This window comes from Pseudomonas sp. FG86, assembly GCF_057808775.1.
Map to the genome: position 1 here is coordinate 1 of NZ_JBMDIS010000017.1, position 23,888 is coordinate 23,888.

Consider the following 23,888-nt stretch of genomic DNA (forward strand, 5'->3'; position numbering starts at 1 on the left):
CCCCCCCCCCCCCCCCCCCCCCCCCCCCCCCCCCCCCCCCCCCCCTCCCACATTTTTGATCTTCACTGGGCTCGGGTCTGCGTTTGCTGATGCTCCATTACTCCCACCGTAACGATCTGCCACTGAGCTTGATTGATACCCCCCTGAATCACTCCTAAGGTACAGCCCACGACAGCAAACCCGTGGAGCGACCATGACAACAATAATTAACCCCGACTCGCGCTGGACGCGGCGGCGCGACGAGAAGCAGCGGCGGCTCGGGCTGGTCAAAAAATACGCAGACGGCGCGGTGCTGCCCAGCGACAAGATTGTCGAAGCCCTTGAAGCCCTGATCCTCCCCGGCGACCGCGTGGTGCTGGAAGGCAACAACCAAAAGCAGGCCGACTTCCTCTCGCGCTCGCTGGCCAAGGCCGACCCGGCCAGGCTTCACGATTTGCACATGATCATGCCCAGCGTCGGGCGGTCCGAGCACCTGGACCTGTTTGAAAAGGGCATCGCACGCAAGCTGGACTTTTCCTTCGCCGGCACCCAATCCCTGCGCATCAGCCAACTGCTCGAAGACGGCCTGCTGGAAATCGGCGCGATCCACACCTACATCGAACTCTATGCCCGGCTGGTGGTGGACCTGATCCCCAACGTGGTGCTCTCGGCGGGTTTCATGGCCGACCGCGCCGGCAATATCTACACCGGCGCCAGCACCGAAGACACCCCCGCGCTGATCGAACCCGCTGCGTTCAGCGATGGCATCGTGATCGTGCAGGTCAACCAGTTGGTGGATGACGTCACCGATTTGCCCCGTGTCGACATCCCCGCCAGTTGGGTGGACTTTGTGGTGGTGGCCGACAAGCCGTTCTACATCGAGCCGCTGTTCACCCGCGATCCGCGCCATATCAAGCCGGTGCATGTGCTGATGGCGATGATGGCGATCCGTGGCATCTACGAAAAACACAATGTGCAGTCGCTCAACCACGGCATTGGCTTCAACACCGCCGCCATTGAATTGATCTTGCCCACCTACGGCGAATCCCTCGGCCTGAAGGGCAAGATCTGCCGCAACTGGACCCTTAACCCGCACCCCACGCTGATTCCGGCCATCGAAAGCGGTTGGGTGCAAAGCGTGCATTGTTTCGGCACCGAGCTGGGCATGGAGAACTACATTGCCGCCCGCCCGGATGTGTTTTTCACCGGTCGTGACGGCTCGATGCGTTCCAACCGTATGTTCTGCCAACTGGCTGGCCAATACGCGGTGGACCTGTTTATCGGTGCCACCCTGCAAGTTGATGGCGATGGCCACTCTTCAACGGTGACCCGTGGCCGCCTCGCCGGTTTCGGTGGTGCGCCGAACATGGGGCACGACCCGCGCGGTCGCCGCCATGGCACGCCGGCGTGGTTGGATATGCGTCACGATGATGCGCCCGACGCCCTGCTGGAACGCGGCAAAAAACTCGTGGTGCAGATGGTTGAAACCTTCCAGGAAGGCGGCAAACCCACCTTCGTCAACACGCTCGACGCCGTGGAAGTGGCGCGTAAAAGCGGCATGCCCCTGGCGCCGATCATGATCTATGGCGACGACGTGACTCACTTGCTCACCGAAGAAGGCATTGCCTACCTGTACAAGGCGCGCTCCCTCGAAGAGCGCCAGGCTATGATCGCCGCCGTCGCCGGGGTGACCGCCATCGGCATGCGCCACAACCCCAAGGACACCGCGCGCATGCGCCGCGAGGGGCTGATCGCCTTGCCCGAGGACTTGGGGATTCGCCGCACTGACGCCACCCGTGAGCTGTTGGCCGCCAAGAGCGTCGCCGACCTGGTGGAGTGGTCCGGTGGCTTGTACAACCCGCCCGCCAAATTCAGGAGCTGGTAAATGCGCGCCCTCAAACTGCATGAACTGAGCCTCGCCGAACGCCTGGCGGATATGGCCGTGGATGCGCTGATCGATGAAGCCGACCTGTCGCCCAAACCTGCTTTGGTGGACCGTCGTGGTAACGGCGCCCATAGCGATTTGCACCTGGGGCTGATGCACGCCTCGGCGCTGTCGCTGTGGCCGATGTTCAAGGAGATGGCTGATGCCGCGCTCGACATCGGTGAAGTCGGCTTACCCCTGCGCGAAGCCCTCGGCCGACTGGGCCGCGAAGGTGAGCAGGCGATGCTCGCCACCACCAACGGCGTGAACACCCATCGCGGTGCGATCTGGGCCCTCGGCCTGCTGACCGCCGCAGCGGCACTGGAACCGCAGTCCGCCCATGCCAGCGCCGTGACCTTGAAAGCCGCCAAACTGGCCCTGCTCAATGACCGCTACGCGCCCCAGCCAATGAGCCATGGCGCACACGTCGCCCAGCGCTACGGCGCACGCGGCGCCCGTGAAGAAGCGCAACTGGGCTTCCCCTCGGTGCTGCAACGCGGCCTGCCGCAACTGCACAAAAGCCGCCGGCAAAATGCCGTTGAACAGAACGCACGCCTGGATGCCTTGCTCGCGATCATGACCGAGCTGGCCGACACCTGCGTGCTCTACCGTGCCGGCCTGGAAGGCCAACACGCCATGCAACGCGGGGCCCAAGCCGTGCTGGAGGCGGGCGGCAGTGCAACCCTCGCCGGCCGCCGCCAACTGCATGAACTCGACCAACAATTGCTGGCCCTGAATGCCTCCCCCGGCGGTGCCGCCGACCTGTTGGCTGCCTGCCTGTTTATCGACCGCCTCGATGGAGCGTTGTGATGGAAACCTTATCCTTTGAATTCCCCGCCGGGCAGCCACCCAAAGGCCGTGCGCTGGTGGGGTGTGTCGGCTCGGGCGACCTGGAAGTGCTGCTGGAACCGGGCACGGCCGGCACCCTGACCATCCAGGTGCAAACCTCGGTGAATGGCGCCGAACAACGCTGGCAACACCTGTTCGAGCGGATCTTCCAGGAACAAACCCCGCCGGCCCTGAAGATTGATATCCACGATTTCGGCGCGACTCCCGGCGTGGTGCGTTTGCGCCTGGAACAGGGTTTCGAGGAGATCGGCCATGACTGACTTGCTCAGCAAACACAGCTTCGTTGAACTGGGGGCGCGGCAGCGGGCCAAGGCCTTGCTGGACAGCGGCACTTACCGAGAATTGATCGACCCATTCCAGCGCGTCATGTCGCCCTGGCTCAGTCGCCAGGGCGTGGTGCCCCAGGCCGATGACGGCGTGGTGATCGCCAAGGGCAGCATTGAAGGTGTGCCCGTGGTGATCGCCGCGATCGAAGGCAATTTCCAGGGGGGCAGCCTGGGGGAAGTGGGCGGCGCGAAAATCGCTGGCGCCCTCGAACTGGCCGCCGAAGACAACCGCAACGGGGTTCCGACCCGTGCCGTGCTGCTGCTGGAAACCGGTGGCGTGCGCTTGCAGGAGGCCAACCTGGGCTTGGCAGCGATTGCCGACATTCATGCGGCCATTGTCGATCTGCGCCAGTACCAACCAGTGATCGGTGTGGTGGCGGGCAGTGTCGGTTGCTTCGGTGGCATGTCCATCGCGGCCGGGTTGTGCAGTTACCTGGTCGTCACCCGCGAAGCCCGTCTTGGCCTGAATGGCCCGCAAGTGATCGAGCAGGAAGCCGGTCTTGATGAGTACGACTCCCGCGACCGGCCTTTCATCTGGAGCCTCACCGGTGGCGAGCAACGCTTCAACAGCGGGTTGGTCGACCGTTATGTGGCAGATGATGTGGCGCAACTTCAAGAGACGGTCAGCGCGCTGTTGCAACAAGGTTTGCCTGCGCAGCAGCGCAGCCGCCAGGCCGATTATTACCTCGCGCGCCTGGCCGAATTGGACGCTGCACCGCAAATCGACCCGGCGACGGTTCGCGCTCTGTATCAGGGAGAACGCTCATGAGAGGCTTGCAGTGGTTTAACGCATTGAGCGCCGGTGCCACGCCTGTGGCCGATTTGCCCGGCTCGTTGAAAGTTGCCGACGGCGTATTGGGGGAACATGCGGTGCGCTTTATCGCCGTGGTCCCCGACGCGCAAAACCGCTTCCCCCGTGCACGCAACGGCGAAGTCGGCCTGCTGGAAGGCTGGGGGTTGGCCAAGGCCGTGGATGAAGCCATCGCCCGTGGCGACAAGCGTCCCATCATCGCCATCGTCGATGTCCCGAGCCAAGCCTATGGCCGTCGCGAAGAAGCCCTCGGCATCCACCAGGCCCTGGCCGCCGCCGCCGACAGTTACGCCCGTGCCCGCCTGGCCGGGCACCCGGTGATTGCGCTGCTGGTGGGCAAGGCCATGTCCGGTGCCTTCCTCGCCCACGGTTACCAGGCCAACCGCCTGATTGCCCTGCGCGACCCCGGCGTGATGGTGCATGCCATGGGTAAGGCATCGGCGGCGCGGGTGACCCTGCGCAGTGTCGAAGAGCTTGAAGCCCTGGCTGCCAGCGTGCCGCCCATGGCCTATGACATCGACAGTTTTGCCAGCCTCGGCCTGCTGTGGGAAACCTTGTCGGTCAGCCAGATTGAACAGCCGACGCAGGACGATGTGACGCGAGTCAGCGATTGCCTGGTCAGTGCGATCCACGATATCGATAGCCGTGATTTGAGTGGGCGCCTCGGTGCTACTAATCGCGCGGCCTCCAGCCATGTACGCCAGTTGCTGCGGGAACAATGGTGAACGCTCACGATTTGCTCTGGGGCATGACCCCGGCGCATCTGCCCAGCGACGCGCCGGGCTGGGCGCTGGAGGCCATCGGCGCCGGTCACCCGGTGGTGGTGCGTCGCGCCATGGCCGAGCCGGGCCAGGTGGCGGTCGGTGTGCGCGGGCGTCTGCGTGAGCAGCGTTTTGCGACGGCAATGCCCCTGGCCGCCGTGCAGCGCAGTGTGGCGCCGGAAGCCCTGCGCGACGCGATCTCGCCCCGGGATTTGCCGGCGTTGCGCGCACTCGATCAACTGCGGCCGGTGTTGGCGCAGCAGACCTGGGGCGTCACGGGCAGCGCGGGTTTCGAGTTGGCCACGGGCATTGAGGCACTGCATGCAATGAGCGATCTGGATTTGCTCCTGCGCACGCCCGCGCCGCTTGACCGGCGGGATGCACAAGACCTGCTGGCGATCCTGGACACCGCGGCCTGCGCCGTGGACCTGCAATTGCAAACCCCGTTCGGTGCCGTCGCCTTGCGCGAATGGGCCGGCGGCTCGCGGCGGGTGCTGTTGAAAACCGCGCGTGGCGCACACCTTGTGCTCGATCCCTGGCAGGCCGTGGCATGAGCAGCCTGCTGGTGTTTCCGGGGCAGGGGGCGCAGCGTCCGGGCATGCTCACGCGGTTGCCCGTCTCGGTACTGGATGAAGCCAGCGATGCCCTTGGTGAAGACGTGCGCCAGCTCGATTCGGCGCAAGCCTTGGCCAGTACCCGCGCGGTGCAGCTGTGTCTGTTGATCGCGGGTGTGGCCCATGCGCGCTTGCTGGAGCGCACACCGGATTACGTGGCGGGCTTGTCCATCGGGGCGTATCCGGCGGCGGTCATTGCCGGTGCCCTGGACTTTGCGGACGCTGTCAGGCTGGTCAGCCTGCGGGGTGAACTGATGCAGCACGCTTATCCACAAGGCTACGGCATGACCGCGCTGGTCGGCCCTGAGTTATCCACTGTCGAAGCCCTGCTGGCCGATATCCACAGCCCGCAGACCCCGGTATACCTGGCCAATATCAACGCCGATAACCAGACCGTCATTGCCGGTAGCGACGAGGCGATGAAGCTGGTCGCGGCACGCATCAAAGGCAACGGCATCGCCAAGCGCCTGGCCGTGAGCGTGCCGTCCCATTGCGCGCTGCTGGAACAACCTGCCCGGGCACTGGCCCAGGCGTTTGTCACGCTTAAAGCGCCGCGCATCACTTACCTGAGCAGTACCCGGGCGCGTCCCATTCACAACCCCGAGCATTTGCGCGACGACCTGGCCTTCAACATGTGCCGCATCGTCGACTGGCGCGGCACCGTGCAAAGCGCCTATGAGCGCGGCGTGCGCCTGCAAATCGAACTGCCCCCAGGCAGCGTACTCACCGGCCTGTCACGCCGAGTATTTGAACAAGGCACGGTGATCGCCTGCGAAGGCGCACGCCTGGACACCTTGCAGGCCCTGTTGGAAGAGGAGGGGCGCCGCCACCGATAAAGCACCACCCAAGGCTTTCGAAGCACAACAACAACAATTTCGATCGAGCACTTTGAGGACAACAACAATGATTATTTACGGTGTGGCATTGCTGGCGATCTGCACGCTGGCGGGCGTGATCATGGGGGACATGCTCGGCGTACTGCTCGGCGTGAAATCCAATGTGGGCGGGGTAGGGATCGCGATGATCCTGTTGATCTGCGCACGCCTGTGGATGCAAAAGCGTGGCGGCATGACCAAGGACTGCGAAATGGGCGTCGGCTTCTGGGGCGCGATGTACATCCCTGTGGTGGTTGCGATGGCGGCGCAGCAAAACGTGGTCACCGCCCTGCACGGTGGCCCGGTCGCGGTGCTTGCGGCCATTGGTTCGGTGGTGGTGTGTGGGTGCACCATCGCCCTGATCAGCCGCACTCATAAGGGTGAACCGTTACCCGCTGAAGAGCCGCTGATCGCGCCAGTGGGAGGTCGCTGATATGTGGGATCTCATTGAAAAAGGTTTGGAACATAACGGCCTGATCACCGCGTTTGCCTTCGTCGGCGTGGTCATGTGGATTTCCGTGGTGCTGTCCAAGCGCCTGACGTTCGGGCGCATCCATGGCTCGGCGATTGCGATCGTGATCGGCCTGGTGCTGGCCTGGGTCGGCGGCACCCTGACTGGCGGGCAAAAAGGCCTGGCGGATCTGTCGCTGTTCTCCGGCATCGGCCTGATGGGCGGGGCGATGCTGCGCGACTTCGCGATTGTCGCCACGGCGTTTGAAGTGCAAGCCACCGAAGCGCGCAAAGCCGGGATGATTGGCGTGATCGCGCTGCTGCTCGGCACGATCCTGCCGTTTATCGTCGGTGCGAGCATGGCCTGGGCCTTTGGTTATCGGGATGCGATCAGCATGACCACCATCGGCGCGGGCGCCGTGACCTACATCGTTGGCCCGGTGACCGGTGCGGCGATTGGTGCGACCTCGGATGTGATGGCGCTGTCGATTGCCACCGGCCTGATCAAGGCGATCCTGGTGATGGTCGGCACGCCGGTAGCGGCGCGTTGGATGGGGTTGGATAACCCGCGGTCGGCGATGGTGTTTGGTGGCTTGGCCGGGACCGTGAGTGGCGTGACGGCGGGGCTGGCGGCGACGGATCGTCGGTTGGTGCCGTATGGTGCGTTGACGGCGACGTTCCACACCGGGCTTGGGTGTTTGCTTGGGCCTTCGTTGCTGTACTTCATTGTTCGCGGGTTGGTTGGCTAGCTTTGGAAGTTGTGTTGTCTGGTTTGGCCTCATCGGGGGCAAGCCCCCTCCCACATGTTGAATTGCGAACACATTCAAGTGTGGGAGGGGGCTTGCCCCCGATGGCTATCTCAAGCCTGCCGATTGGCATACATCCGACACTCCGCCAACAACGCCAGCAAGTTCGGGTCGCGCTCCTTGGCCTTCAGGAACACCACCCCGATATGCTGCTGCAGCCGGTACCGCGCCTGCAGCGGTATCAGCTTCACGCGGTTCTCGTAGACTGCCGCAATCCGCCCCGGCAGCAACGCATAGCCCACCCCTGAACTGACCATGCTCAGCAAGGTGAAGATGTCGTTGACCTGCATCGCCACCTTGGGCTCGAACCCCGCCTGCTTGAACACACGGTTGCCATCCTGGTGGGTGGCGAAGCCTTGGGTGAGGGTGATGAAGGTGGCGTCGCGCACGTCGGCCAGGTCGATTTCCTGGTCGCGATCGAAGGGCGAGTCAGCCGGGGTGGCGAGGAAGATGTCGTCGGAGAACAGCGCGATCTGCTCGCAGTCGGGGTCGTTGGCGTGTTCGTCGAGGGAGATGAGGATCGCGTCCACTTCCATGTTCTTGAGCTTGTAGAGCAGGTCGAAGTTGGAGCCCAGGATCAAGTCGATATTGAGTTCGCTGCGCCTGATTTTCAGGCCCATGATCAGTTGCGGCACGGTCTTGACCGTCAACGAATACAGCGAGCCGAGCTTGAAGCGCTCGGCGGAGAAACCGGCGGCTTCGCGGGTCAGGCGCACGCTGTCGACCACATCGGCGACCAGTTTCTGCGCACGTTCTTCCAGCACGTAGGCGCTTTCCAACGGTGTGAGGTTGCGGCCTTCGTGCTTGAACAGCGGGCAACGCAGGGCATTTTCCAAAGAGTGGATGGCGCGGTGCACGCTGACGTTGCTGGTTTGCAGTTCGGCGGCGGCGCGGGCCAGGTTGCCGGTGCGCATGAACGCCAGGAAGACTTCCAGCTTCTTGAGGGTGAATTCTTCGTCGATCAGCATGGCCATGACTCTTGTTCGAATGCGCTCGATTGTGCCCGCAAAACCGCCCGGCGTCGCCGGAACGTCACAAGGCCCTTGCACTCTTATGTCCAAGGCGGGAGGCTTGCCAGCCTGCGGTTAACGGTTACAGGAGGTCAGTGTCAGATGTACCACGGGGAACGATTCAACGCCTGGAGCCATTTGCTCGGTGCCGTCGCGGCGTGTATTGGCGCTGTGTGGATGTTGGTGGTGGCGAGCCTGGACGGCAGCCCCTGGAAGATTGTCAGCGTCGCGATCTATGGCTTTACGCTGATGGTGCTGTACAGCGCATCCACCGTGTACCACAGCGTGCAGGGGCGGCGAAAAGCGATCATGCAGAAGGTCGATCACTTTTCGATCTACCTGTTGATCGCCGGCAGCTACACGCCGTTTTGCCTGGTGACCTTAAGAGGGCCGTGGGGCTGGACGCTGTTCGGCATCGTGTGGGGGCTGGCGGTGATCGGCATTTTGCAGGAAATCAAGCCACGTTCCGAGGCCCGCATCCTGTCGATCGTGATCTATGCGGTGATGGGCTGGATCGTGCTGGTGGCGGTCAAGCCGCTGCTCGCCGCGCTGGGCACGGCGGGGTTTATCTGGCTGGCGTCGGGCGGGGTGCTGTACACCGTCGGCATTATCTTTTTTGCCCTGGAGGAACGCCTGCGGCATTCCCATGGGATCTGGCATTTGTTTGTGATCGGCGGCAGCCTGCTGCACTTTGTGGCGATCATGCGGTACGTGCTCTAACAGCGGGAGGGGGCTTGCTCCCACACGAGGTTCGCGGTGCGCTTACAAGCGTTCCAGTAGTTCCCGGGCGCGGTTGCCGAAGATATCCAGCAGCTTGGCCAACATATGCGGCGGCGGTTCATCGGCACGGGTCAGGGCGTACAGGGTGATCGGCAGCGGCGGTGTGAGTATGCGGATGCAGGTGGTGGCCGTTGAGGCGCCCAACGCCGTGAACGGATCGATCACGGTCAGGCCGGCGCCCGATTCGACCATGGCGCGGGCCAGGGAATAGGTTTGCACCGAGATGGTCACGCGCGGTGGCGGCTCGACGTTTTCCAGGTAGCTGTCGAGTTTGGCCGCCAACGGGTCGGCGCTGGACAGACCAATCAGCGGTGCCCCCGCCAGGTCAGCCAGTGGCAAGGGGGTGCGCATTTGGGCGTCGGGCCAATAGCCCTTTGAGGCCAATGCCACCAGCACACCGTTGGCCAGCACTTGTGTGGTCAACCCTGGATGCCCGGAGAAATTGAGGGTCAGCGCCAGGTCGATCTCGCGCATCAACAGTTTCTGCACCAGCTCGCGACTATGGTCGCTGGACAGCTCGCAGGCGATGTCCGGGTATTCGCGTTTCCATTCCAGAATCGCCGGAGGCAGCAGCGACAGCGCCAACGCCGGAATAGCCCCGATCCGCACGCTTTGCTCAGGTGCACGGCGCAAACTCTTGGCCAGGCGTCGCACGCCTTGCAGGCTCTCGGTGACTTTCTCGACTTCGCGTTCCAGCGCCAGGGCTTCAGGTGTTGGCTGCAATTTACCGCGCACCCGCAGAAACAGCGGGAAGCCCAACTGTAATTCGGCGTGTTGCAATACTTTGGTCACCGCCGGTTGCGAGACGTGCAGCAACTGCGCAGCAGCGCTGACGGAGCCGGTCTGGCGGATGGCCTGGAAGATTTCGATATGACGCAAGCGCATGGCAGGTCCATAACCTTTGTTTATAGGTGACCCATCTTTATTCATTGTCGGTGGCCTGTCACCTGCCCCTAGGCTGGGCCTCTCTTAATCAACGGTCGGGGGCTGGCATGGCCAAGCAGGTTTGCATCATCGGCGGCGGGGTCATCGGCTTGGCGAGCGCCTATGCGCTGGTGCGCGCCGGCCATGAGGTGACAGTGATCGACGCACGCGACGCCTTGGGTCGCGAGACGAGTTTCGCCAATGGCGGGCAATTGTCCTACCGCTATGTTGCGCCGCTGGCGGATGCCGGGGTGCCGCTGCAAGCGATTGGCTGGCTGCTGCGGGGGGATTCGCCGTTGAAGCTGCGCCCGCGCCTGGACCCCCAGCAATGGCGCTGGATGGCGGCGTTCCTGCGTGCTTGCCGTGGCTCGGTGAACAAGCGCAATGCGGCCCACCTGCTGCGCCTGGCTTCCCTGAGCCAGGACACCTTGCAGCAATGGCGCGAGGATGACCGCCTGGAGGGCTTCAACTGGCGTCGCAACGGCAAGCTGGTGACGTTTCGTCATGCCGGCAGTTTCGAGCATGCGCGCGGCAAGGTCGCCGATATCCTGCAACAGCAGGTGCTGTCGGCCGCGGATTGCGCGCGCGTGGAACCGGCGCTGGCTGAGAGCGATTTTGTCGGCGGTATCTACACACCAAATGAGGAAGTGGCCGATTGTCATGCCTTCTGCCAGCGCCTGGCGGCGCGGCTTGATGCGTCGGGGCGTTGCCGCTTTTTGTTGGGCCGCAAGGTCACCGCGATTCGCCATGCAGGCGGCGTGGTGCAGGCCATCGAGGTGGGCGATGAGGTGATGCCGGTGGAGCACCTGGTGCTGGCCGCCGGGCATCGCAGCGCTGAACTGGGCTTGCCAGGGTTGTCGCTGCCCCTTTATCCGCTGAAGGGCTACAGCCTTAGCGTGCCGATTGGCGCGCAGCACCAGGCGCCGAAGGTGAGCATCACTGACTACGACCGCAAGATGGTCTACGCGCGTATTGGCGAGCAACTGCGGGTGGCGGCCATGGTGGATATCGTCGGTTTCGACGCCGGCCTTGAGCCCAAGCGCCTGGCGCTGATGAAGCGCCAGGCGCTCGAGACATTTCCTATGGCCGGCGACTATGCCCAGGCGATTGAATGGGCCGGCATGCGCCCGGCCACGCCAACCGGTGTGCCGCTGATTGGCGCCAGTGCCTACCGCAACCTGTGGCTGAACCTGGGCCACGGCGCCCTCGGCTTTACCCTGGCATGCGGCAGCGGCCAATTGCTGGCCGAGTTGATCGACCAACACCTTCCTTCCATTGATATGCAGGGCCTGGCGCCCCGCGCCGCTTGAGGATGCACCGATGACCATCAACCGAATCAGCAGCAATGAGCGTCTCTCGGGTGCCGTGACCTACAAGGACCTGGTATTCCTCTCGGGCCAGGTGCCGGGAGACGCCCAGGATGTGGCGGGCCAGACCCGCGAGGTGCTGGCCAAGATCGATGCGCTGCTGGCTGAAGCAGGCAGCGACAAGGATCATCTGCTCAACGCGACTATCTACCTGAAGGATATCGCGCAAGGGTTTGCGCCGATGAACACGGAGTGGTCCGCGTGGCTTTCGCCAGGCATGGCGCCTACCCGGACCACCCTGCAAGCGGAACTGGCACGCCCTGACGTGCTGGTGGAAATCAGCGTGATTGCAGTACGTCAGTAACTCAAAGACCAACGGAGCATAACAATGAGAACAATCCTGTTGACCGGCTGCACCCTGGGGCTTTTGTTCGGCGTACAGGTTCAGGCGAACGAACCGGCGCTGGGCGGCACGCTGAGCAAGATCGCCAGTGCCAAGTCCATCACCCTGGGGTACCGCGACGCCTCGGTGCCGTTTTCCTATGTGGGTGACCACAGCGGCAAACCCATGGGCTATTCGGTGGACCTGGCGAGCAAGATCGTTGAGCGCGTGCAGCAGAAAACCGGGGTTGCCGACCTCAACGTGAAGTACAACCTGGTGACCTCCCAGACCCGTATCCCGCTGGTACAGAACGGCACCGTCGACCTGGAATGCGGCTCCACCGGGGTGACCGCCGAGCGGCAGAAGCAGGTGGCGTTTTCCTATGGGTTTATCTACGTGAAGGGCCAATTGCTGACCGCCAAGGACAGCGGCATCAACGGTTTTGACGACCTCAAGGGCAAGAACGTGGTCACCACCGCCGGCACCACCAATGAGCGCTTTCTCAAGAGCTACAACGCCGAGCACAAGAGCAATATGTTCGTGATCAGCGCCAAGGACCATGGCGAGGCGTTCAAGATGCTCGAGACCGGCCGCGCGGTGGCGTTCTATATGGATGACGCATTGCTTTATGGCGAACGGGCCAAGGCCAAGGACCCGCACAATTGGGTGGTGGTAGGCAAAGAGCAATCGCGGGAAATCTACAGCTGCATGGTGCGTAAGGATGATCCGCAGTTTCTCGCGGTGGTCAACGAAACGCTGGGGGACTTGTACCGCTCGGGGGAGATCAATGGGATTTACCAGCGCTGGTTTGAACAGCCGATTCCGCCCAAGGGCTTGAACCTGGAATTCCCGATGACCAGTGAGCTGAAGGCGATCATTGCCAAGCCGGTCAGCGATCCGGTGGAGTGATCACCGCGTCCAAATGTGGGAGGGGGCTTGCCCCCTCCCACATTTTTGATTGGGTTTGCAGTGGGGGGTTAGAAGTCGCCCCACAACTGCTGGGCGACCGCCAATGCGACTACCGGCGCGGTCTCGGTGCGCAACACGCGTGGGCCGAGGCGGGCAGCATGGAAGCCGGCGCCTTGGGCAGTGTCGACTTCGTTGTCGGTCAGCCCACCCTCCGGCCCGATCAAAAACGCCAGGCTCCCAGGCTTGGCATGGCTGATCATCGGCTCGGCCACCGGGTGCAGCACCAGCTTCAGGTCCGCCTCGACCTGTTTCAACCAGTCCGCCAGCAACAACGGTGGATGAATCACCGGCACCGTCGAACGCCCGCATTGCTCACAGGCGCTGATCGCCACCTGGCGCCAGTGCAGCAGGCGTTTGTCGGCGCGTTCGTCCTTGAGGCGCACTTCGCAACGCTCGCTGAAAATCGGCGTGATGGCGTTGACCCCCAGTTCGGTGGCTTTCTGGATCGCCCAATCCATTCGTTCGCCTCGGGATAAACCCTGACCGAGGTGGATATGCAGCGTCGATTCGCTCTGCCCGGCAAAGCTTTCGGTCAGTTGCACGGTGACGCGTTTTTTCCCGACCTCCAGCAGCGTGCCACGAAACTCCTGGCCGGAGCCGTCGAACAATTGCACGGCGTCACCTTCGCCCATGCGCAGCACGCGGCTGATGTAGTGCGCCTGGGCTTCCGGCAGTTCATGGTCGCCGAGGCTCAGCGGGGTGTCGGTGAAAAAACGGGACAGTCTCATTTCTGTTCTCTGGAAAAGTGTTCTGTAGGCGCGAGCTGGCTTGCTCCCGTTCGACTGCGCAGCAGTCGCCGGCTGTTGGGGCGCTTCGCACCCCAGGGGGAGCAAGCGCCCTCGCCACAGGAAGCCGGCTCCTGCAGGGGCGCGGGATGATCAGCCCGGATCACGAAAACCTGGGTGGAAGTCCTTCGGCACCGCCACACTGACCTGGCTGTTGGTCGCGATATCGATGCCCTCGCTGGCGACTTCTGCCAGAAAGTCGATCTGCTCCGGCGTGATCACATAGGGCGGCAGGAAATACACCACGCTGCCCAGCGGCCGTAACAGCGCGCCACGTTCCAGAGCATGTTCGAACACCTTGAGGCCACGGCGTTCCTGCCACGGGTAGGCGGTCTTGGTGGCTTTGTCCTGGACCATCTCGATGGCCAGTACCATACCGGTCTGGCGCACTTCGGATACGTGCGGGTGGTCGACCAGGTGCGCGGTGGCGGTGGCCATGCGCTGGGCCAATGCCTTGTTGTTCTCGATGACGTTGTCTTCTTCGAAAATATCCAACGTCGCCAATGCTGCCGCGCACGCCAGCGGGTTGCCGGTGTAGCTGTGGGAATGCAGGAAGGCGCGCAGGGTCGGGTAGTCGTCGTAGAAGGCCGCGTAGACGTCTTCGGTGGTCACCACCGCCGCCAGCGGCAGGTAGCCACCCGTGAGGGCCTTGGACAGGCACAGGAAGTCCGGGCGGATGCCGGCCTGCTCACAGGCAAACATGCTGCCGGTGCGACCGAAGCCCACGGCGATTTCGTCGTGGATCAGGTGCACGCCATAGCGGTCGCAGGCTTCGCGCAGCAGCTTGAGGTACACCGGGTGGTACATGCGCATGCCACCCGCGCCCTGGATCAGCGGCTCGACGATCACGGCGGCGACGGTGTCATGGTTGTCCGCCAGGGTCTGCTCCATGGCCAGGAACATGGTGCGCGAGTGCTCTTCCCAGCTCATGCCGGCGGGGCGCAGGTAGCAATCCGGGCTGGGCACCTTGATCGTGTCCAGCAGCAGCGCCTTGTAGGTCTCGGTAAACAGCGGCACGTCGCCCACCGACATCGCGGCGATGGTTTCGCCGTGATAGCTGTTGGTCAGGGTCACGAAGCGCTTTTTATTCGGCAGGCCGCGATTGAGCCAATAGTGAAAGCTCATCTTCAGGGCGACTTCGATACACGACGAACCGTTGTCGGCATAGAAGCAGCGGGTCAGGCCTTCGGGCGTCATCGCGACCAGGCGTTCGGACAGTTCGATCACCGGCTGGTGGCTGAAGCCGGCGAGGATCACGTGTTCCAACTGGTCGACCTGGTCCTTGATGCGCTGGTTGATGCGCGGGTTGGCGTGACCGAAGACGTTGACCCACCAGGAGCTGACGGCGTCGAGATAGCGCTTGCCTTCGAAGTCTTCCAGCCACACGCCTTCACCGCGCTTGATCGGGATCAGCGGCAGCTGCTGGTGGTCTTTCATCTGGGTGCAGGGATGCCACAGCACCGCGAGGTCGCGTTGCATCCACTGGTTGTTCAAGCCCATCGGGTTATCTCCTCGAAGCGGTCCTGCAACTGGCGCAGGTGAAACAATCGCGCAAGCCTATGCAATGGGCGGCTTTGTCACAACCTGTTATGTATGAATTGGCAGTAAACGCAGGACGGTCTGTCACGTTTCTTCTGGATAGTCCTTAATCCTTGGTTAATTTACTCTTCATACCCTCAAGATCGTATTTCTCGATATTTCAAAGCAAAATTTTCCGCTTTAATTCGATAGGTAAATCGCTAGTCTTGGGCACAGTTCTTACGGGATTAAGTACATGCAGCTACGTAACTCTCCGGCCCGATACGGCTGGGTCAGTATGATTTTGCACTGGGGCGTGGCCCTGGTGGTGTTTGGCCTGTTCGCCCTGGGCTTGTGGATGGTCGGGCTCGACTACTACAGCGCCTGGCGCAAAGACGCGCCGGACCTGCACAAGAGTATTGGCATCACACTGTTCGCCATCATGCTGGTACGTATCGTCTGGCGTTTGATCAGCCCGCCGCCGCCACCGTTGGCCAGCTACAGCCGCTTGACTCGTATCGGCGCCGCGTTTGGCCACGCGTTCCTGTATATCGGCCTGTTTGCCGTGATGATTGCCGGTTACCTGATTTCCACCGCAGACGGTGTCGGTATCCCGGTGTTTGGCCTGTTCGACATTCCTGCCGTGGTTTCCGGTCTACCGGACCAGGCGGACACCGCTGGCGTGGTGCACCTGTACCTCGCCTGGGTGTTGGTGGTCTTTGCCGGCTTGCACGGCGTGGCTGCTTTGAAACACCACTTTATCGATCGTGATGCGACCCTTAAGCGAATGCTGGGGCGCAAAGCCTGATGTTCAACCTCGACTCACAAGGAATAGAAAGCATGTTGAAAAAGACACTCGCCGCGCTGGCAATCGGTTCTGCTCTGCTGTCGGCAGGCCAGGTGATGGCCGCTGATTATGTTGTCGACAAAGAAGGCCAGCACGCCTTCGTTGATTTCAAGATCAGCCACCTGGGCTACAGCTACATCACCGGTACCTTCAAGGATCTGGACGGCAAGTTCAGCTTCGATGCCGCCAAGCCTGAAGACAGCAAGATTGAGTTCAATGTCCGTACCGCCAGCGTGTTCACCAACCACGCCGAACGTGACAAGCACATCTCCAGCAAAGACTTCCTGGACGTGGGCAAGTTTGCCGATGCCAAGTTCGTCTCCACCAGTGTTAAAACCACCGGTAAAAATGCTGCAGGCCAAGTCACTGCTGACGTGACCGGCGACCTGACGTTTCACGGTGTGACCAAGCCGATCGTCGTCAAGGCGACTTTCCTGGGTGAAGGCAAGGACCCATGGGGCGGCTACCGTGCTGGCTTTGAAGGCACCACCAGCTTCAATCGCCAGGACTTCGGCAAGCAGATGGACCTGGGCCCAGCGTCCAACACGGTTGAACTGTACGTCACGTTTGAAGGTGTGAAAGCGAAGTAATTTTCGCCTCGCATACAAAAATGCCCCGCATCTTTGGATGCGGGGCATTTTTTATGGTGCTTTGAAACTCAGCGGTTGCGGGTCAGCAGCGCTGGTTTTTCACCACGAGGACGGCCTGGCAGTTGATCCAACTGCTCCGGTGTCGGGAAGCGGTCGGCTTTCGACTCCTTGTGGATGATCTTTGGCGCCGGGCCACCGCGTGGGTTCTGCACGGCGGGTTCGGACAAGCGTGGCTGGTCGTCACGGGCCGGGCGGCGGTTGTTGCTGCGCGAATCTTCGCGACGCGCCTGGCCATCACGGGGTGCGCCATTACGTGGGCCGCTGCGCTTGGCCGGTGGTGTGCCGGTGGTGCCGCCGCTGCTGTTGCGCGGGCCGTTCTGACGACCGCCCTGCGGCTGGCCGCCACGTGGAGCACCAGCGCCAGCACCTTGTGCCGGTGCGCCTGGACGACGGCCACGGCCCTGGGCCGGTTTGGCCTGGGGCACGTAGTCGACGCGGTTACCGAAGTTATCCACGTCGTCATCGAGGAACTCGTCCGGGGCACGATCGGATGCGGCGCGTGGTGGCTGGCTCGGCTGGCGCTGTTCGCGGGCCGGGGTGCCTTCACGGGGTTTCTGCTCGCGGGCCGGGCGTTCGCCACGGCCGTTGGTTGGCGCTTTTTCCTTGCCGCCCTTGTCCTTGCCCTTGTCACGACGGCCACCGCCACCACCGCCGCCGTTCGGGCCATCGCCCTTCGGACCGCGTGGGTTGCGTGGGTTACGCACGTCCGGACGCTCGCGTACTTCAGGCTTTTCAGCCTCGACGGCGCTGGCATCGAAGCCCATCAGGTCGCCATCGGCGATTTTCTGCTTGGTCATGCGTTCGATGCTTTTCAGCAGTTTTTCTTCGTCCGGTGCGACCAGGGAAATGGCCTCGCCCGAACGACCGGCGCGGCCGGTACGGCCGATACGGTGCACATAGTCTTCGTCGACGTTTGGCAGTTCGAAGTTGACCACGTGGGGCAACTGGTCGATATCCAGGCCGCGCGCGGCGATATCGGTGGCTACCAGGATGCGTACTTCACCGGCCTTGAAGTCGGCCAGGGCCTTGGTACGCGCGTTCTGGCTCTTGTTGCCGTGGATGGCGACGGCGGTCAGGCCGTGCTTGTCCAGGTACTCGGCCAGGCGGTTGGCGCCGTGCTTGGTGCGGGTGAACACCAGGACCTGTTCCCACGCGCCGTGGGTGATCAGGTGCGCCAGCAACGAACGCTTGTGGCTGGCGGCCAGGCGGAACACGCGCTGCTCGATACGCTCGACCGTGGTGTTCGGCGGCGTGACTTCGATGCGTTCCGGGTTGTGCAGCAGCTTACCGGCCAGGGCGGTGATGTCGTTGGAGAACGTTGCCGAGAACAGCAGGTTCTGACGTTTGGCCGGCAGGCGGGCGAGGACCTTCTTCACGTCATGGACAAAGCCCATGTCGAGCATGCGGTCGGCTTCGTCCAGCACGAGGATTTCCACGTGGGACAAATCGACGCTGCCTTGGCCGCACAGGTCAAGCAAGCGACCTGGGCAGGCGACCAGCACGTCGACACCGCGGGACATGGCCTGAACCTGTGGGTTCATGCCGACGCCGCCGAAGATGCAGGCGCTGACGAACTTCAGATCGCGGGCATACAGCTTGAAGCTGTCATGCACCTGGGCGGCGAGTTCGCGGGTAGGGGTCAGGACCAGGACGCGCGGTTGGCGCGGGCCGTGACGCTGGGATTTGTCCGGATGACCGTTGGGGAACAACCGCTCCAGAATCGGGAGGGCGAAGCCGCCGGTTTTACCAGTACCTGTCTGAGCCGCAACCATCAGGTCGCGACCTTGCAACACGGCGGGAATGGCCCGCTGTTGCACCGGAGTAGGCTCGGTATAGCCCGCTGCCTCGATGGCGCGGACTAAAGCCTCGGAGAGACCGAGGGAAGCAAAGGACATGAGTAATCCTGTTTTAGTTAGGGCTTGGCCCAAAGGGATAATCTTGCCGGGCGTGAATGGCGCTTAGGGGAGCGCAATCCCGTCCGGTCCTGCTGCGTCTGGCGGGCACTCCACCGGCTCGCGCGGGCTTGAAAGCTGCGCAGTAGCGGGGTTGGGTGCCTTTTTCAAGACCTCAGCGGCCGGGCGTAAGCCTGGCGGGAAGGCCGGAGTATAACAGAGCAATCACCGCGCGCTGCTTTCCTGCTGCTCAACGGTGCGTTCAGGTGCCGTAATGGCAGCGTTTTTGGCATGGAGGCCGCCGTATTTGGCGCTCAAGGCAGTGTAGGCCGGCTCTTGTTTGAAGCGTTTGAGCTCGGCGGCAAAGCGTTGCACCAGCAGGTCCATGCCCGCGCCACGGCGCACGGCGAGGAATTGCTGTTGGCGGCTGACCACCAGGGGGGCCTGGCTGACCTTGCCCTCCAGGCCCAGTTGCTTGATCACATGCTGACCCACTCGGCTGTCGGTGATCAGCAGATCGATGCGCCCCAGCAACAATTTGCCGAAGTTGGCTTCATGGCTGGGAGCCGGTTCGCGGGTGAACAGGCTGGAGTCGGTGAATTCGGTGCCATACAGATAGCCCGGCGAGGTGCCGACCGTCCGGCCGCGCAGGTCATCGAGGGTCTGGACCGGGTAAGGGCGTTCGTTGGCGTAGAACAATACGAATTCCACTTCCGACAGGGGCTCGCTGGGATACAGCAGCAGTGCGTCGCGGTCGTGGCTGTGGAAAATATCCAGCGCGCCGTCGGCATGGCCCTGTTCGAGCATGGCCAGGCAGCGTTTCCAGGGCAGGAATTGCCATTCAACATCGACGCCCAGGCGCTGGAACACGATCACCGTGGTTTCGTAGTCCAGCCCGCGCATGGCCCCGTTATCGTCGTACACATAGGGCGCCCATGGCTCGGTGACAATGCGCAGTTTCTCGCCATGAGCGGCCAGGCTCAGGCAAGTCAAGAGGGCAACGGTCAACAGCTTGGGGATGACGGACATACCCGGAGGTTACGACGCTCCTGCGCTAAAGAGAAGCTCTGGCGCAAGCTTCTGCGGGCGCTGCTACTTGGCCGGCGAGGTCATCAAGTGTTCGTAGATCGCGGCGCGTCGAGCGCCGAGAATCAGGCGTACCACCGGGTTGGCGAACCAATGCTCCAGCTGGTGGGCATCGATCGGGCGTTTCTGCCGCTCTTCCTGGTTCTGCCGGGCCTTGTCCCACCAAACCGGGCCGCAAGCCTGGTCGAATTCGTTCTCATGCTCGTAGCAGCCATAGAGGATTTCGCGGATGAACTGCTGCTGGTGCTTGGGCAAAAGCAGGGTGATCAGCTTGTACATCAGGCGCTGCACGCGAGGCGGGCGCGGCAGGTGCGCCGAGACCTGGCGAGTATCGGCCAGGGCCAGCGCACTGGTGGGGGCGGCTGCGTGCTTGGCGATCCACGCCTTGACCTTGGCGCGAAACAGTTGCTTGCGGCTCCAGTAATGGTGGATCAGGTCCGGGCACTCGCGCACGTTGACGGTGCGGTAGGCGGCGATCGACAGGCAGAACTCTTCCAGGGTGTAGGCGCCCTGGGCGTGGGGGAACAGTTCGTCCATCAACGCAATGGAGCGATCGAGGATATGCGCGTCCTGTTGCGTCAGGCCCATGACCCCGGAGTTGAGGGTCATCATGTCATCGTCGGCCACGCCCATGTCCAGCAGGCGCTGGTGCAGCGCGGTGTAGAGGACGCTTTCGTGGTTATCGCCATACCGGGTGTAGAACGCGTTGCACAACAGCGTGCCGGGTTGCACGCGCTCGAACAGGTCCATGGGCGAATGGTGGAAGAAGGTGTCGGTGTCGATCAGGATCGCCAGCGGCGACTCTTCCAGCACTTGGCGCAGCGCCACGTGCTTGGTGCGGAAATGATAGCCGTGGGGCTCGCTCCAGCGTTTGCGCGTGGCCTCGTCCAGCGGACGCACCCGCACCGGCAGCAGGCGATAGGGCTGTGGGTTGTCGCTGAATACCTGGATGTCCACGGCGGCGTCCGGGGTTTCCTGCAGAAACGCCAGTGCGCTGGCGATACTGAATACCGCCTCCTGGTGGTAGGTCTCGGAGCCAAAGACCAGGTAGACCAGTTGCGGGCGGGAAGTCGTGGGCGCTGTATTCATGAACTGCTGGGTTCCGTAGGCATGTAAAACGACAAAGGCCCTCGTAGAAACGAGGGCCTTGGCACAGCCGGACAAGCTTTAGCGTGGCAGCTTGAGGTTGTTCCAGATGGCAAGGCTGGGTTCAGCCTGGTTCAGGGTATAGAAGTGCAACCCTGGCGCGCCACCTTGCAACAATTGTTCACACATCTCGCTGATAACCTGTTCGCCGAACGCCTGGATGCTCTTGACGTCGTCGCCATAGGCTTCCAGTTGCTTGCGTACCCAGCGTGGAATCTCGGCACCGCAGGCGTCGGAAAAACGCGCGAGTTTGCTGTAGTTGGTGATCGGCATGATGCCGGGCACGATCGGGATGTTCACACCCATGGCCCGTACACGCTCGACGAAGTAGAAGTAGCTGTCGGCGTTGAAGAAGTACTGGGTGATCGCACTGTCGGCGCCAGCGTTGGCCTTGCGCACGAAATTCTGCAGATCATCTTCGAAATTGCGCGCCTGAGGGTGCATCTCCGGGTAAGCCGCCACTTCGATATGGAAGTGATCGCCGCTTTCCTCGCGGATGAAGCTCACCAGGTCATTGGCGTGGCGCAGCTCACCGCTGGCCATGCCCATGCCGGAGGGCAGGTCGCCACGCAGGGCGACGATACGCTTGATGCCGGCTTGCTGGTATTGGGTCAGCAGGCTGCGCAGGTCGGCCTTGCTGTCGCCCACGCACGACAAGTGCGGGGCGGCGGGAACTTTGACTTCGCTTTCCAGCTGCAACACGGTGTTGATCGTACGATCACGGGTCGAGCCGCCGGCGCCGTAGGTGCAGGAAAAGAAGTCGGGGTTGTAGCTGGCCAACTGCTTGGCAGTCGCCATCAGTTTTTCATGCCCAGCATCGGTCTTGGTGGGGAAGAACTCGAAGCTGTAGCGACGGTCTTGGGACATGGTCATACCCTTTGAAACTCAGAAGCGTGCAACCCACCTGCACTGTAGGAGCGAGCTTGCTCGCGAAGAACGTCAACGATAACGCGTGCATTCAGGATGAACGCGGTGCCTTTGAGTTTTTCGCGAGCAAGCTCGCTCCTACAGGTACAGCAGGTCGGGCTGGTTACTTAGTAGCGGTAAGCGTGCGGCTTGAACGGACCTTCGACGGTCACGCCGATGTAGTCGGCCTGGGTCTTGGTCAGTTGAGTCACCACGCCGCCGAAGCCGCGGACCATTTCCAGGGCCACTTCTTCGTCGAGTTTCTTCGGCAGTACTTCCACGGTCAGGCGCTCGGCTTTCTGGGCTGGCGACAGGTCGGCGTACTTCTGGCCGAACAGGAAGATCTGCGCCAGTACCTGGTTGGCGAACGAGCCGTCCATGATGCGGCTTGGGTGGCCGGTGGCATTGCCCAGGTTAACCAGGCGGCCTTCAGCCAGCAGGATCAGGTAGTCGTCGTTCTGTGGGTCGAAAGCGCCAGCGCCGGTACGGTGAACCTTGTGTACCTGTGGCTTCACTTCTTCCCATGCCCAGTTCTTGCGCATGAAAGCGGTGTCGATCTCGTTGTCGAAGTGACCGATGTTGCACACCACGGCGCGCTTTTTCAGGGCCTTGAGCATGTTCGAATCACAAACATTCACGTTGCCGGTGGTGGTCACGATCAGGTCGATCTTGCCCAGCAGGGCCTTGTCGATGCTCGCTTCGGTGCCGTCATTGACGCCATCGATGAACGGCGAAACCACTTCGAAACCGTCCATGCAGGCTTGCATGGCGCAGATCGGGTCGACTTCGGAAACCTTGACGATCATGCCTTCCTGACGCAGGGACTGGGACGAACCCTTGCCCACGTCACCGTAGCCGATCACCAGGGCTTGCTTGCCCGACAGCAGGTGGTCGGTGCCGCGCTTGATGGCATCGTTCAGGCTGTGACGGCAGCCGTACTTGTTGTCGTTCTTGCTCTTGGTCACCGAGTCGTTGACGTTGATGGCCGGGATTTTCAGCTCGCCCTTGGCCAGCATGTCCAGCAGGCGGTGCACGCCAGTGGTGGTTTCTTCGGTCACGCCGTGGACGCGGTCGAGGATCTGCGGGTACTTCGTGTGCAGCAGCGCGGTCAGGTCGCCGCCGTCGTCGAGGATCATGTTGGCATCCCATGGCGCGCCATCTTTCAGGATGGTTTGCTCCAGGCACCACTCGTACTCTTCTTCGGTCTCGCCTTTCCAGGCGAATACCGGGATACCGGCGGCGGCGATGGCGGCAGCGGCCTGGTCCTGGGTCGAGAAGATGTTGCAGGACGACCAACGCACTTCGGCACCCAGGGCAACCAGGGTTTCGATCAGCACGGCGGTCTGGATGGTCATGTGGATGCAGCCGAGAATCTTCGCGCCCTTGAGCGGCTGCTCAGCGGCGTACTTGCGACGCAGGCCCATCAGGGCTGGCATTTCGGATTCGGCGATAAAGGTTTCGCGACGGCCCCAGGCGGCGAGGGACATGTCGGCGACTTTGTAGTCGGTGAAATCTGCAGGCGTAATTACAGCGCTCATGAAGAGCCTCCATTCGTAGTGTGCGAATGGGCGCCGTTGTGCGTTTAGTATCAGGCCAGGACAACCAGGCCGGACAACGCCCCATCCGAGCCTGACAGGCCTAGCCTGCTGCAGCGCCCCTCGGACAGGTGGCGGGAGAACGGTATCAACTGAAGATGACCGTTTTGAAGCGGGGGCGATTATAGCCGTGTACGCGGCACTTCCCAAGCCTTTCTGTCGACGACATGAAGATCGCTCATCGGCTTGATAGGCAATGGCGCATAGAGCTTGGGGGCAGGCTCTGCCATGATGTTGCCCATCATTTCGCCACGCGCTTTGGAGTGACCATGAACTTTCACACCCGCAAATGGGTAAAACCTGAAGACCTCAACCCCAACGGCACCCTGTTCGGCGGCAGCCTGCTGCGCTGGATCGACGAAGAAGCAGCCATCTACGCGATTGTCCAGCTGGGCAACCAGCGTGTGGTGACCAAGTACATCTCCGAAATCAACTTTGTCAGCGCCTCGCGCCAGGGCGACATCATCGAGCTGGGCATCACCGCCACCGAGTTCGGCCGCACCTCCATTACCCTGACCTGCGAAGTGCGCAACAAAATCACCCGCAAAAGCATCCTGACCGTGGAAAAAATGGTCTTCGTCAACCTCGGCGAGGACGGTTTACCCGCGCCCCATGGCCGTACCGAGATCAAGTACGTCAAGGACCAATTCCAGGAAGACGGCATCAAGAATTAATCCTGCGGGTGGCAGTGAACGC

Annotated in this window: 25 protein-coding genes and 1 riboswitch; of the genes, 16 read left to right on the forward strand and 9 right to left on the reverse strand. The window is 62.3% G+C overall.

Going from position 1 to position 23,888, the window contains the following annotated elements; genetic code table 11:
* Nucleotides 1-193 precede the first annotated feature (193 nt).
* The 9 genes from mdcA (at nucleotide 194) to madM (ending at nucleotide 7,338) form a co-directional block, all read left to right on the forward strand.
* Nucleotides 194-1,864 carry a malonate decarboxylase subunit alpha gene (gene mdcA / locus ACODSV_RS13485; protein WP_150055574.1) on the forward strand — a complete coding sequence of 557 codons (1,671 nt, stop codon included), beginning with the start codon at nucleotides 194-196 and terminating at the stop codon, nucleotides 1,862-1,864.
* A complete protein-coding gene (locus ACODSV_RS13490; protein WP_150095226.1) occupies nucleotides 1,865-2,713 on the forward strand; it encodes a triphosphoribosyl-dephospho-CoA synthase in 849 nt (282 codons plus the stop codon).
* Nucleotides 2,713-3,012, forward strand: coding sequence for a malonate decarboxylase subunit delta (locus ACODSV_RS13495; RefSeq protein WP_024077886.1), 300 nt, complete (start codon nucleotides 2,713-2,715; stop codon nucleotides 3,010-3,012). Before ACODSV_RS13490 ends, ACODSV_RS13495 begins: the two co-directional genes overlap by 1 nt.
* Entirely contained in the window at nucleotides 3,005-3,847 is an 843-nt protein-coding gene (locus ACODSV_RS13500; RefSeq protein ID WP_069077207.1) for a biotin-independent malonate decarboxylase subunit beta, read from the forward strand. The genes ACODSV_RS13495 and ACODSV_RS13500 overlap by 8 nt, the downstream gene beginning before the upstream one ends.
* Nucleotides 3,844-4,614, forward strand: a complete 771-nt coding sequence (mdcE, locus tag ACODSV_RS13505) for a biotin-independent malonate decarboxylase subunit gamma (protein ID WP_150055577.1) — start codon at nucleotides 3,844-3,846, stop codon at nucleotides 4,612-4,614. Before ACODSV_RS13500 ends, mdcE begins: the two co-directional genes overlap by 4 nt.
* Nucleotides 4,608-5,204 carry a malonate decarboxylase holo-ACP synthase gene (locus ACODSV_RS13510; protein WP_024077883.1) on the forward strand — a complete coding sequence of 199 codons (597 nt, stop codon included), beginning with the start codon at nucleotides 4,608-4,610 and terminating at the stop codon, nucleotides 5,202-5,204. Before mdcE ends, ACODSV_RS13510 begins: the two co-directional genes overlap by 7 nt.
* The gene (mdcH, locus tag ACODSV_RS13515; RefSeq protein WP_150055578.1) at nucleotides 5,201-6,100 is read left to right on the forward strand and encodes a malonate decarboxylase subunit epsilon; all 900 of its coding nucleotides are present in this window, start codon (nucleotides 5,201-5,203) and stop codon (nucleotides 6,098-6,100) included. The genes ACODSV_RS13510 and mdcH overlap by 4 nt, the downstream gene beginning before the upstream one ends.
* 67 nt (nucleotides 6,101-6,167) lie before the next feature.
* Nucleotides 6,168-6,572 carry a malonate transporter subunit MadL gene (gene madL / locus ACODSV_RS13520; protein ID WP_024077881.1) on the forward strand — a complete coding sequence of 135 codons (405 nt, stop codon included), beginning with the start codon at nucleotides 6,168-6,170 and terminating at the stop codon, nucleotides 6,570-6,572.
* Nucleotide 6,573: 1 nt separating this feature from the next.
* A complete protein-coding gene (madM, locus tag ACODSV_RS13525) occupies nucleotides 6,574-7,338 on the forward strand; it encodes a malonate transporter subunit MadM (RefSeq protein WP_150055579.1) in 765 nt (254 codons plus the stop codon).
* Between the two features lie 110 nt (nucleotides 7,339-7,448).
* On the opposite strand, the gene ACODSV_RS13530 is transcribed toward madM, so the two are convergent.
* On the reverse strand, nucleotides 7,449-8,363 hold the full coding sequence (locus tag ACODSV_RS13530) for a LysR family transcriptional regulator (RefSeq protein ID WP_150054231.1): 915 nt from the start codon (nucleotides 8,361-8,363) through the stop codon (nucleotides 7,449-7,451).
* 144 nt (nucleotides 8,364-8,507) lie between these two features.
* On the opposite strand from ACODSV_RS13530, the gene trhA reads away from it, so the two are divergent.
* Entirely contained in the window at nucleotides 8,508-9,125 is a 618-nt protein-coding gene (trhA, locus tag ACODSV_RS13535) for a PAQR family membrane homeostasis protein TrhA (RefSeq protein ID WP_024077878.1), read from the forward strand.
* A gap of 42 nt (nucleotides 9,126-9,167) precedes the next feature.
* Here the strand turns inward: trhA and ACODSV_RS13540 are convergent, their stop codons facing one another.
* Nucleotides 9,168-10,070, reverse strand: coding sequence for a LysR family transcriptional regulator (locus tag ACODSV_RS13540; RefSeq protein WP_150054232.1), 903 nt, complete (start codon nucleotides 10,068-10,070; stop codon nucleotides 9,168-9,170).
* 107 nt (nucleotides 10,071-10,177) lie between these two features.
* Between ACODSV_RS13540 and ACODSV_RS13545 the strand changes: the two genes are divergently transcribed.
* The 3 genes from ACODSV_RS13545 to ACODSV_RS13555 are packed head-to-tail and all read left to right on the forward strand — an operon-like array spanning nucleotide 10,178 to nucleotide 12,707.
* Nucleotides 10,178-11,419 carry a D-amino acid dehydrogenase gene (locus tag ACODSV_RS13545; RefSeq protein ID WP_150054233.1) on the forward strand — a complete coding sequence of 414 codons (1,242 nt, stop codon included), beginning with the start codon at nucleotides 10,178-10,180 and terminating at the stop codon, nucleotides 11,417-11,419.
* A 10-nt stretch (nucleotides 11,420-11,429) separates the two neighbouring features.
* The gene (locus tag ACODSV_RS13550; RefSeq protein WP_024077871.1) at nucleotides 11,430-11,780 is read left to right on the forward strand and encodes a RidA family protein; all 351 of its coding nucleotides are present in this window, start codon (nucleotides 11,430-11,432) and stop codon (nucleotides 11,778-11,780) included.
* A gap of 24 nt (nucleotides 11,781-11,804) precedes the next feature.
* Entirely contained in the window at nucleotides 11,805-12,707 is a 903-nt protein-coding gene (locus tag ACODSV_RS13555; RefSeq protein ID WP_150054234.1) for a transporter substrate-binding domain-containing protein, read from the forward strand.
* Nucleotides 12,708-12,775: 68 nt separating this feature from the next.
* Here the strand turns inward: ACODSV_RS13555 and ACODSV_RS13560 are convergent, their stop codons facing one another.
* Nucleotides 12,776-13,495, reverse strand: coding sequence for a 16S rRNA (uracil(1498)-N(3))-methyltransferase (locus ACODSV_RS13560; RefSeq protein ID WP_024077869.1), 720 nt, complete (start codon nucleotides 13,493-13,495; stop codon nucleotides 12,776-12,778).
* Nucleotides 13,496-13,645: 150 nt separating this feature from the next.
* Nucleotides 13,646-15,052 carry an adenosylmethionine--8-amino-7-oxononanoate transaminase gene (locus ACODSV_RS13565; RefSeq protein ID WP_024077868.1) on the reverse strand — a complete coding sequence of 469 codons (1,407 nt, stop codon included), beginning with the start codon at nucleotides 15,050-15,052 and terminating at the stop codon, nucleotides 13,646-13,648.
* Between the two features lie 274 nt (nucleotides 15,053-15,326).
* Here ACODSV_RS13565 and ACODSV_RS13570 point away from each other — a divergent pair, with 274 nt between their 5' ends.
* Together ACODSV_RS13570 and ACODSV_RS13575 are read left to right on the forward strand one after the other, a co-directional pair.
* A complete protein-coding gene (locus ACODSV_RS13570; protein WP_024077867.1) occupies nucleotides 15,327-15,878 on the forward strand; it encodes a cytochrome b in 552 nt (183 codons plus the stop codon).
* A gap of 32 nt (nucleotides 15,879-15,910) precedes the next feature.
* Nucleotides 15,911-16,507 (forward strand): YceI family protein, encoded by a 597-nt coding sequence (locus ACODSV_RS13575; protein WP_041161044.1) that lies wholly within the window; start codon nucleotides 15,911-15,913, stop codon nucleotides 16,505-16,507.
* A gap of 68 nt (nucleotides 16,508-16,575) precedes the next feature.
* Here the strand turns inward: ACODSV_RS13575 and rhlE2 are convergent, their stop codons facing one another.
* From rhlE2 to ahcY, 5 genes are all read right to left on the reverse strand, one after another.
* A complete protein-coding gene (gene rhlE2 / locus ACODSV_RS13580; RefSeq protein ID WP_069077190.1) occupies nucleotides 16,576-18,462 on the reverse strand; it encodes an RNA helicase RhlE2 in 1,887 nt (628 codons plus the stop codon).
* A gap of 222 nt (nucleotides 18,463-18,684) precedes the next feature.
* Nucleotides 18,685-19,488, reverse strand: coding sequence for a substrate-binding periplasmic protein (locus tag ACODSV_RS13585; RefSeq protein WP_150056295.1), 804 nt, complete (start codon nucleotides 19,486-19,488; stop codon nucleotides 18,685-18,687).
* A gap of 63 nt (nucleotides 19,489-19,551) precedes the next feature.
* On the reverse strand, nucleotides 19,552-20,634 hold the full coding sequence (locus tag ACODSV_RS13590; RefSeq protein WP_024077863.1) for a hypothetical protein: 1,083 nt from the start codon (nucleotides 20,632-20,634) through the stop codon (nucleotides 19,552-19,554).
* A 78-nt stretch (nucleotides 20,635-20,712) separates the two neighbouring features.
* Entirely contained in the window at nucleotides 20,713-21,558 is an 846-nt protein-coding gene (gene metF / locus ACODSV_RS13595; protein ID WP_069077461.1) for a methylenetetrahydrofolate reductase [NAD(P)H], read from the reverse strand.
* A 167-nt stretch (nucleotides 21,559-21,725) separates the two neighbouring features.
* A complete protein-coding gene (gene ahcY, locus ACODSV_RS13600) occupies nucleotides 21,726-23,135 on the reverse strand; it encodes an adenosylhomocysteinase (protein ID WP_069077187.1) in 1,410 nt (469 codons plus the stop codon).
* A gap of 21 nt (nucleotides 23,136-23,156) precedes the next feature.
* Nucleotides 23,157-23,263, reverse strand: a riboswitch (S-adenosyl-L-homocysteine riboswitch).
* Nucleotides 23,264-23,461: 198 nt separating this feature from the next.
* Between ahcY and ACODSV_RS13605 the strand changes: the two genes are divergently transcribed.
* Nucleotides 23,462-23,866: an acyl-CoA thioesterase gene (locus tag ACODSV_RS13605; RefSeq protein WP_041161043.1), complete on the forward strand. Its 405-nt coding sequence runs from the start codon at nucleotides 23,462-23,464 to the stop codon at nucleotides 23,864-23,866.
* Nucleotides 23,867-23,888 lie beyond the last annotated feature (22 nt).

Excerpts from the sequence above, each read along its gene's own strand:
- mdcA (WP_150055574.1), top strand. The coding sequence starts at position 194 with ATGACAACAATAATTAACCCCGACTCGCGCTGGACGCGGCGGCGCGAC.
- ACODSV_RS13490 (WP_150095226.1), top strand. The coding sequence starts at position 1,865 with ATGCGCGCCCTCAAACTGCATGAACTGAGCCTCGCCGAACGCCTGGCG.
- ACODSV_RS13495 (WP_024077886.1), top strand. The coding sequence starts at position 2,713 with ATGGAAACCTTATCCTTTGAATTCCCCGCCGGGCAGCCACCCAAAGGC.
- ACODSV_RS13500 (WP_069077207.1), top strand. The coding sequence starts at position 3,005 with ATGACTGACTTGCTCAGCAAACACAGCTTCGTTGAACTGGGGGCGCGG.
- mdcE (WP_150055577.1), top strand. The coding sequence starts at position 3,844 with ATGAGAGGCTTGCAGTGGTTTAACGCATTGAGCGCCGGTGCCACGCCT.
- ACODSV_RS13510 (WP_024077883.1), top strand. The coding sequence starts at position 4,608 with ATGGTGAACGCTCACGATTTGCTCTGGGGCATGACCCCGGCGCATCTG.
- mdcH (WP_150055578.1), top strand. The coding sequence starts at position 5,201 with ATGAGCAGCCTGCTGGTGTTTCCGGGGCAGGGGGCGCAGCGTCCGGGC.
- madL (WP_024077881.1), top strand. The coding sequence starts at position 6,168 with ATGATTATTTACGGTGTGGCATTGCTGGCGATCTGCACGCTGGCGGGC.
- madM (WP_150055579.1), top strand. The coding sequence starts at position 6,574 with ATGTGGGATCTCATTGAAAAAGGTTTGGAACATAACGGCCTGATCACC.
- ACODSV_RS13530 (WP_150054231.1), bottom strand. The coding sequence starts at position 8,363 with ATGCTGATCGACGAAGAATTCACCCTCAAGAAGCTGGAAGTCTTCCTG.
- trhA (WP_024077878.1), top strand. The coding sequence starts at position 8,508 with ATGTACCACGGGGAACGATTCAACGCCTGGAGCCATTTGCTCGGTGCC.
- ACODSV_RS13540 (WP_150054232.1), bottom strand. The coding sequence starts at position 10,070 with ATGCGCTTGCGTCATATCGAAATCTTCCAGGCCATCCGCCAGACCGGC.
- ACODSV_RS13545 (WP_150054233.1), top strand. The coding sequence starts at position 10,178 with ATGGCCAAGCAGGTTTGCATCATCGGCGGCGGGGTCATCGGCTTGGCG.
- ACODSV_RS13550 (WP_024077871.1), top strand. The coding sequence starts at position 11,430 with ATGACCATCAACCGAATCAGCAGCAATGAGCGTCTCTCGGGTGCCGTG.
- ACODSV_RS13555 (WP_150054234.1), top strand. The coding sequence starts at position 11,805 with ATGAGAACAATCCTGTTGACCGGCTGCACCCTGGGGCTTTTGTTCGGC.
- ACODSV_RS13560 (WP_024077869.1), bottom strand. The coding sequence starts at position 13,495 with ATGAGACTGTCCCGTTTTTTCACCGACACCCCGCTGAGCCTCGGCGAC.
- ACODSV_RS13565 (WP_024077868.1), bottom strand. The coding sequence starts at position 15,052 with ATGGGCTTGAACAACCAGTGGATGCAACGCGACCTCGCGGTGCTGTGG.
- ACODSV_RS13570 (WP_024077867.1), top strand. The coding sequence starts at position 15,327 with ATGCAGCTACGTAACTCTCCGGCCCGATACGGCTGGGTCAGTATGATT.
- ACODSV_RS13575 (WP_041161044.1), top strand. The coding sequence starts at position 15,911 with ATGTTGAAAAAGACACTCGCCGCGCTGGCAATCGGTTCTGCTCTGCTG.
- rhlE2 (WP_069077190.1), bottom strand. The coding sequence starts at position 18,462 with ATGTCCTTTGCTTCCCTCGGTCTCTCCGAGGCTTTAGTCCGCGCCATC.
- ACODSV_RS13585 (WP_150056295.1), bottom strand. The coding sequence starts at position 19,488 with ATGTCCGTCATCCCCAAGCTGTTGACCGTTGCCCTCTTGACTTGCCTG.
- ACODSV_RS13590 (WP_024077863.1), bottom strand. The coding sequence starts at position 20,634 with ATGAATACAGCGCCCACGACTTCCCGCCCGCAACTGGTCTACCTGGTC.
- metF (WP_069077461.1), bottom strand. The coding sequence starts at position 21,558 with ATGTCCCAAGACCGTCGCTACAGCTTCGAGTTCTTCCCCACCAAGACC.
- ahcY (WP_069077187.1), bottom strand. The coding sequence starts at position 23,135 with ATGAGCGCTGTAATTACGCCTGCAGATTTCACCGACTACAAAGTCGCC.
- ACODSV_RS13605 (WP_041161043.1), top strand. The coding sequence starts at position 23,462 with ATGAACTTTCACACCCGCAAATGGGTAAAACCTGAAGACCTCAACCCC.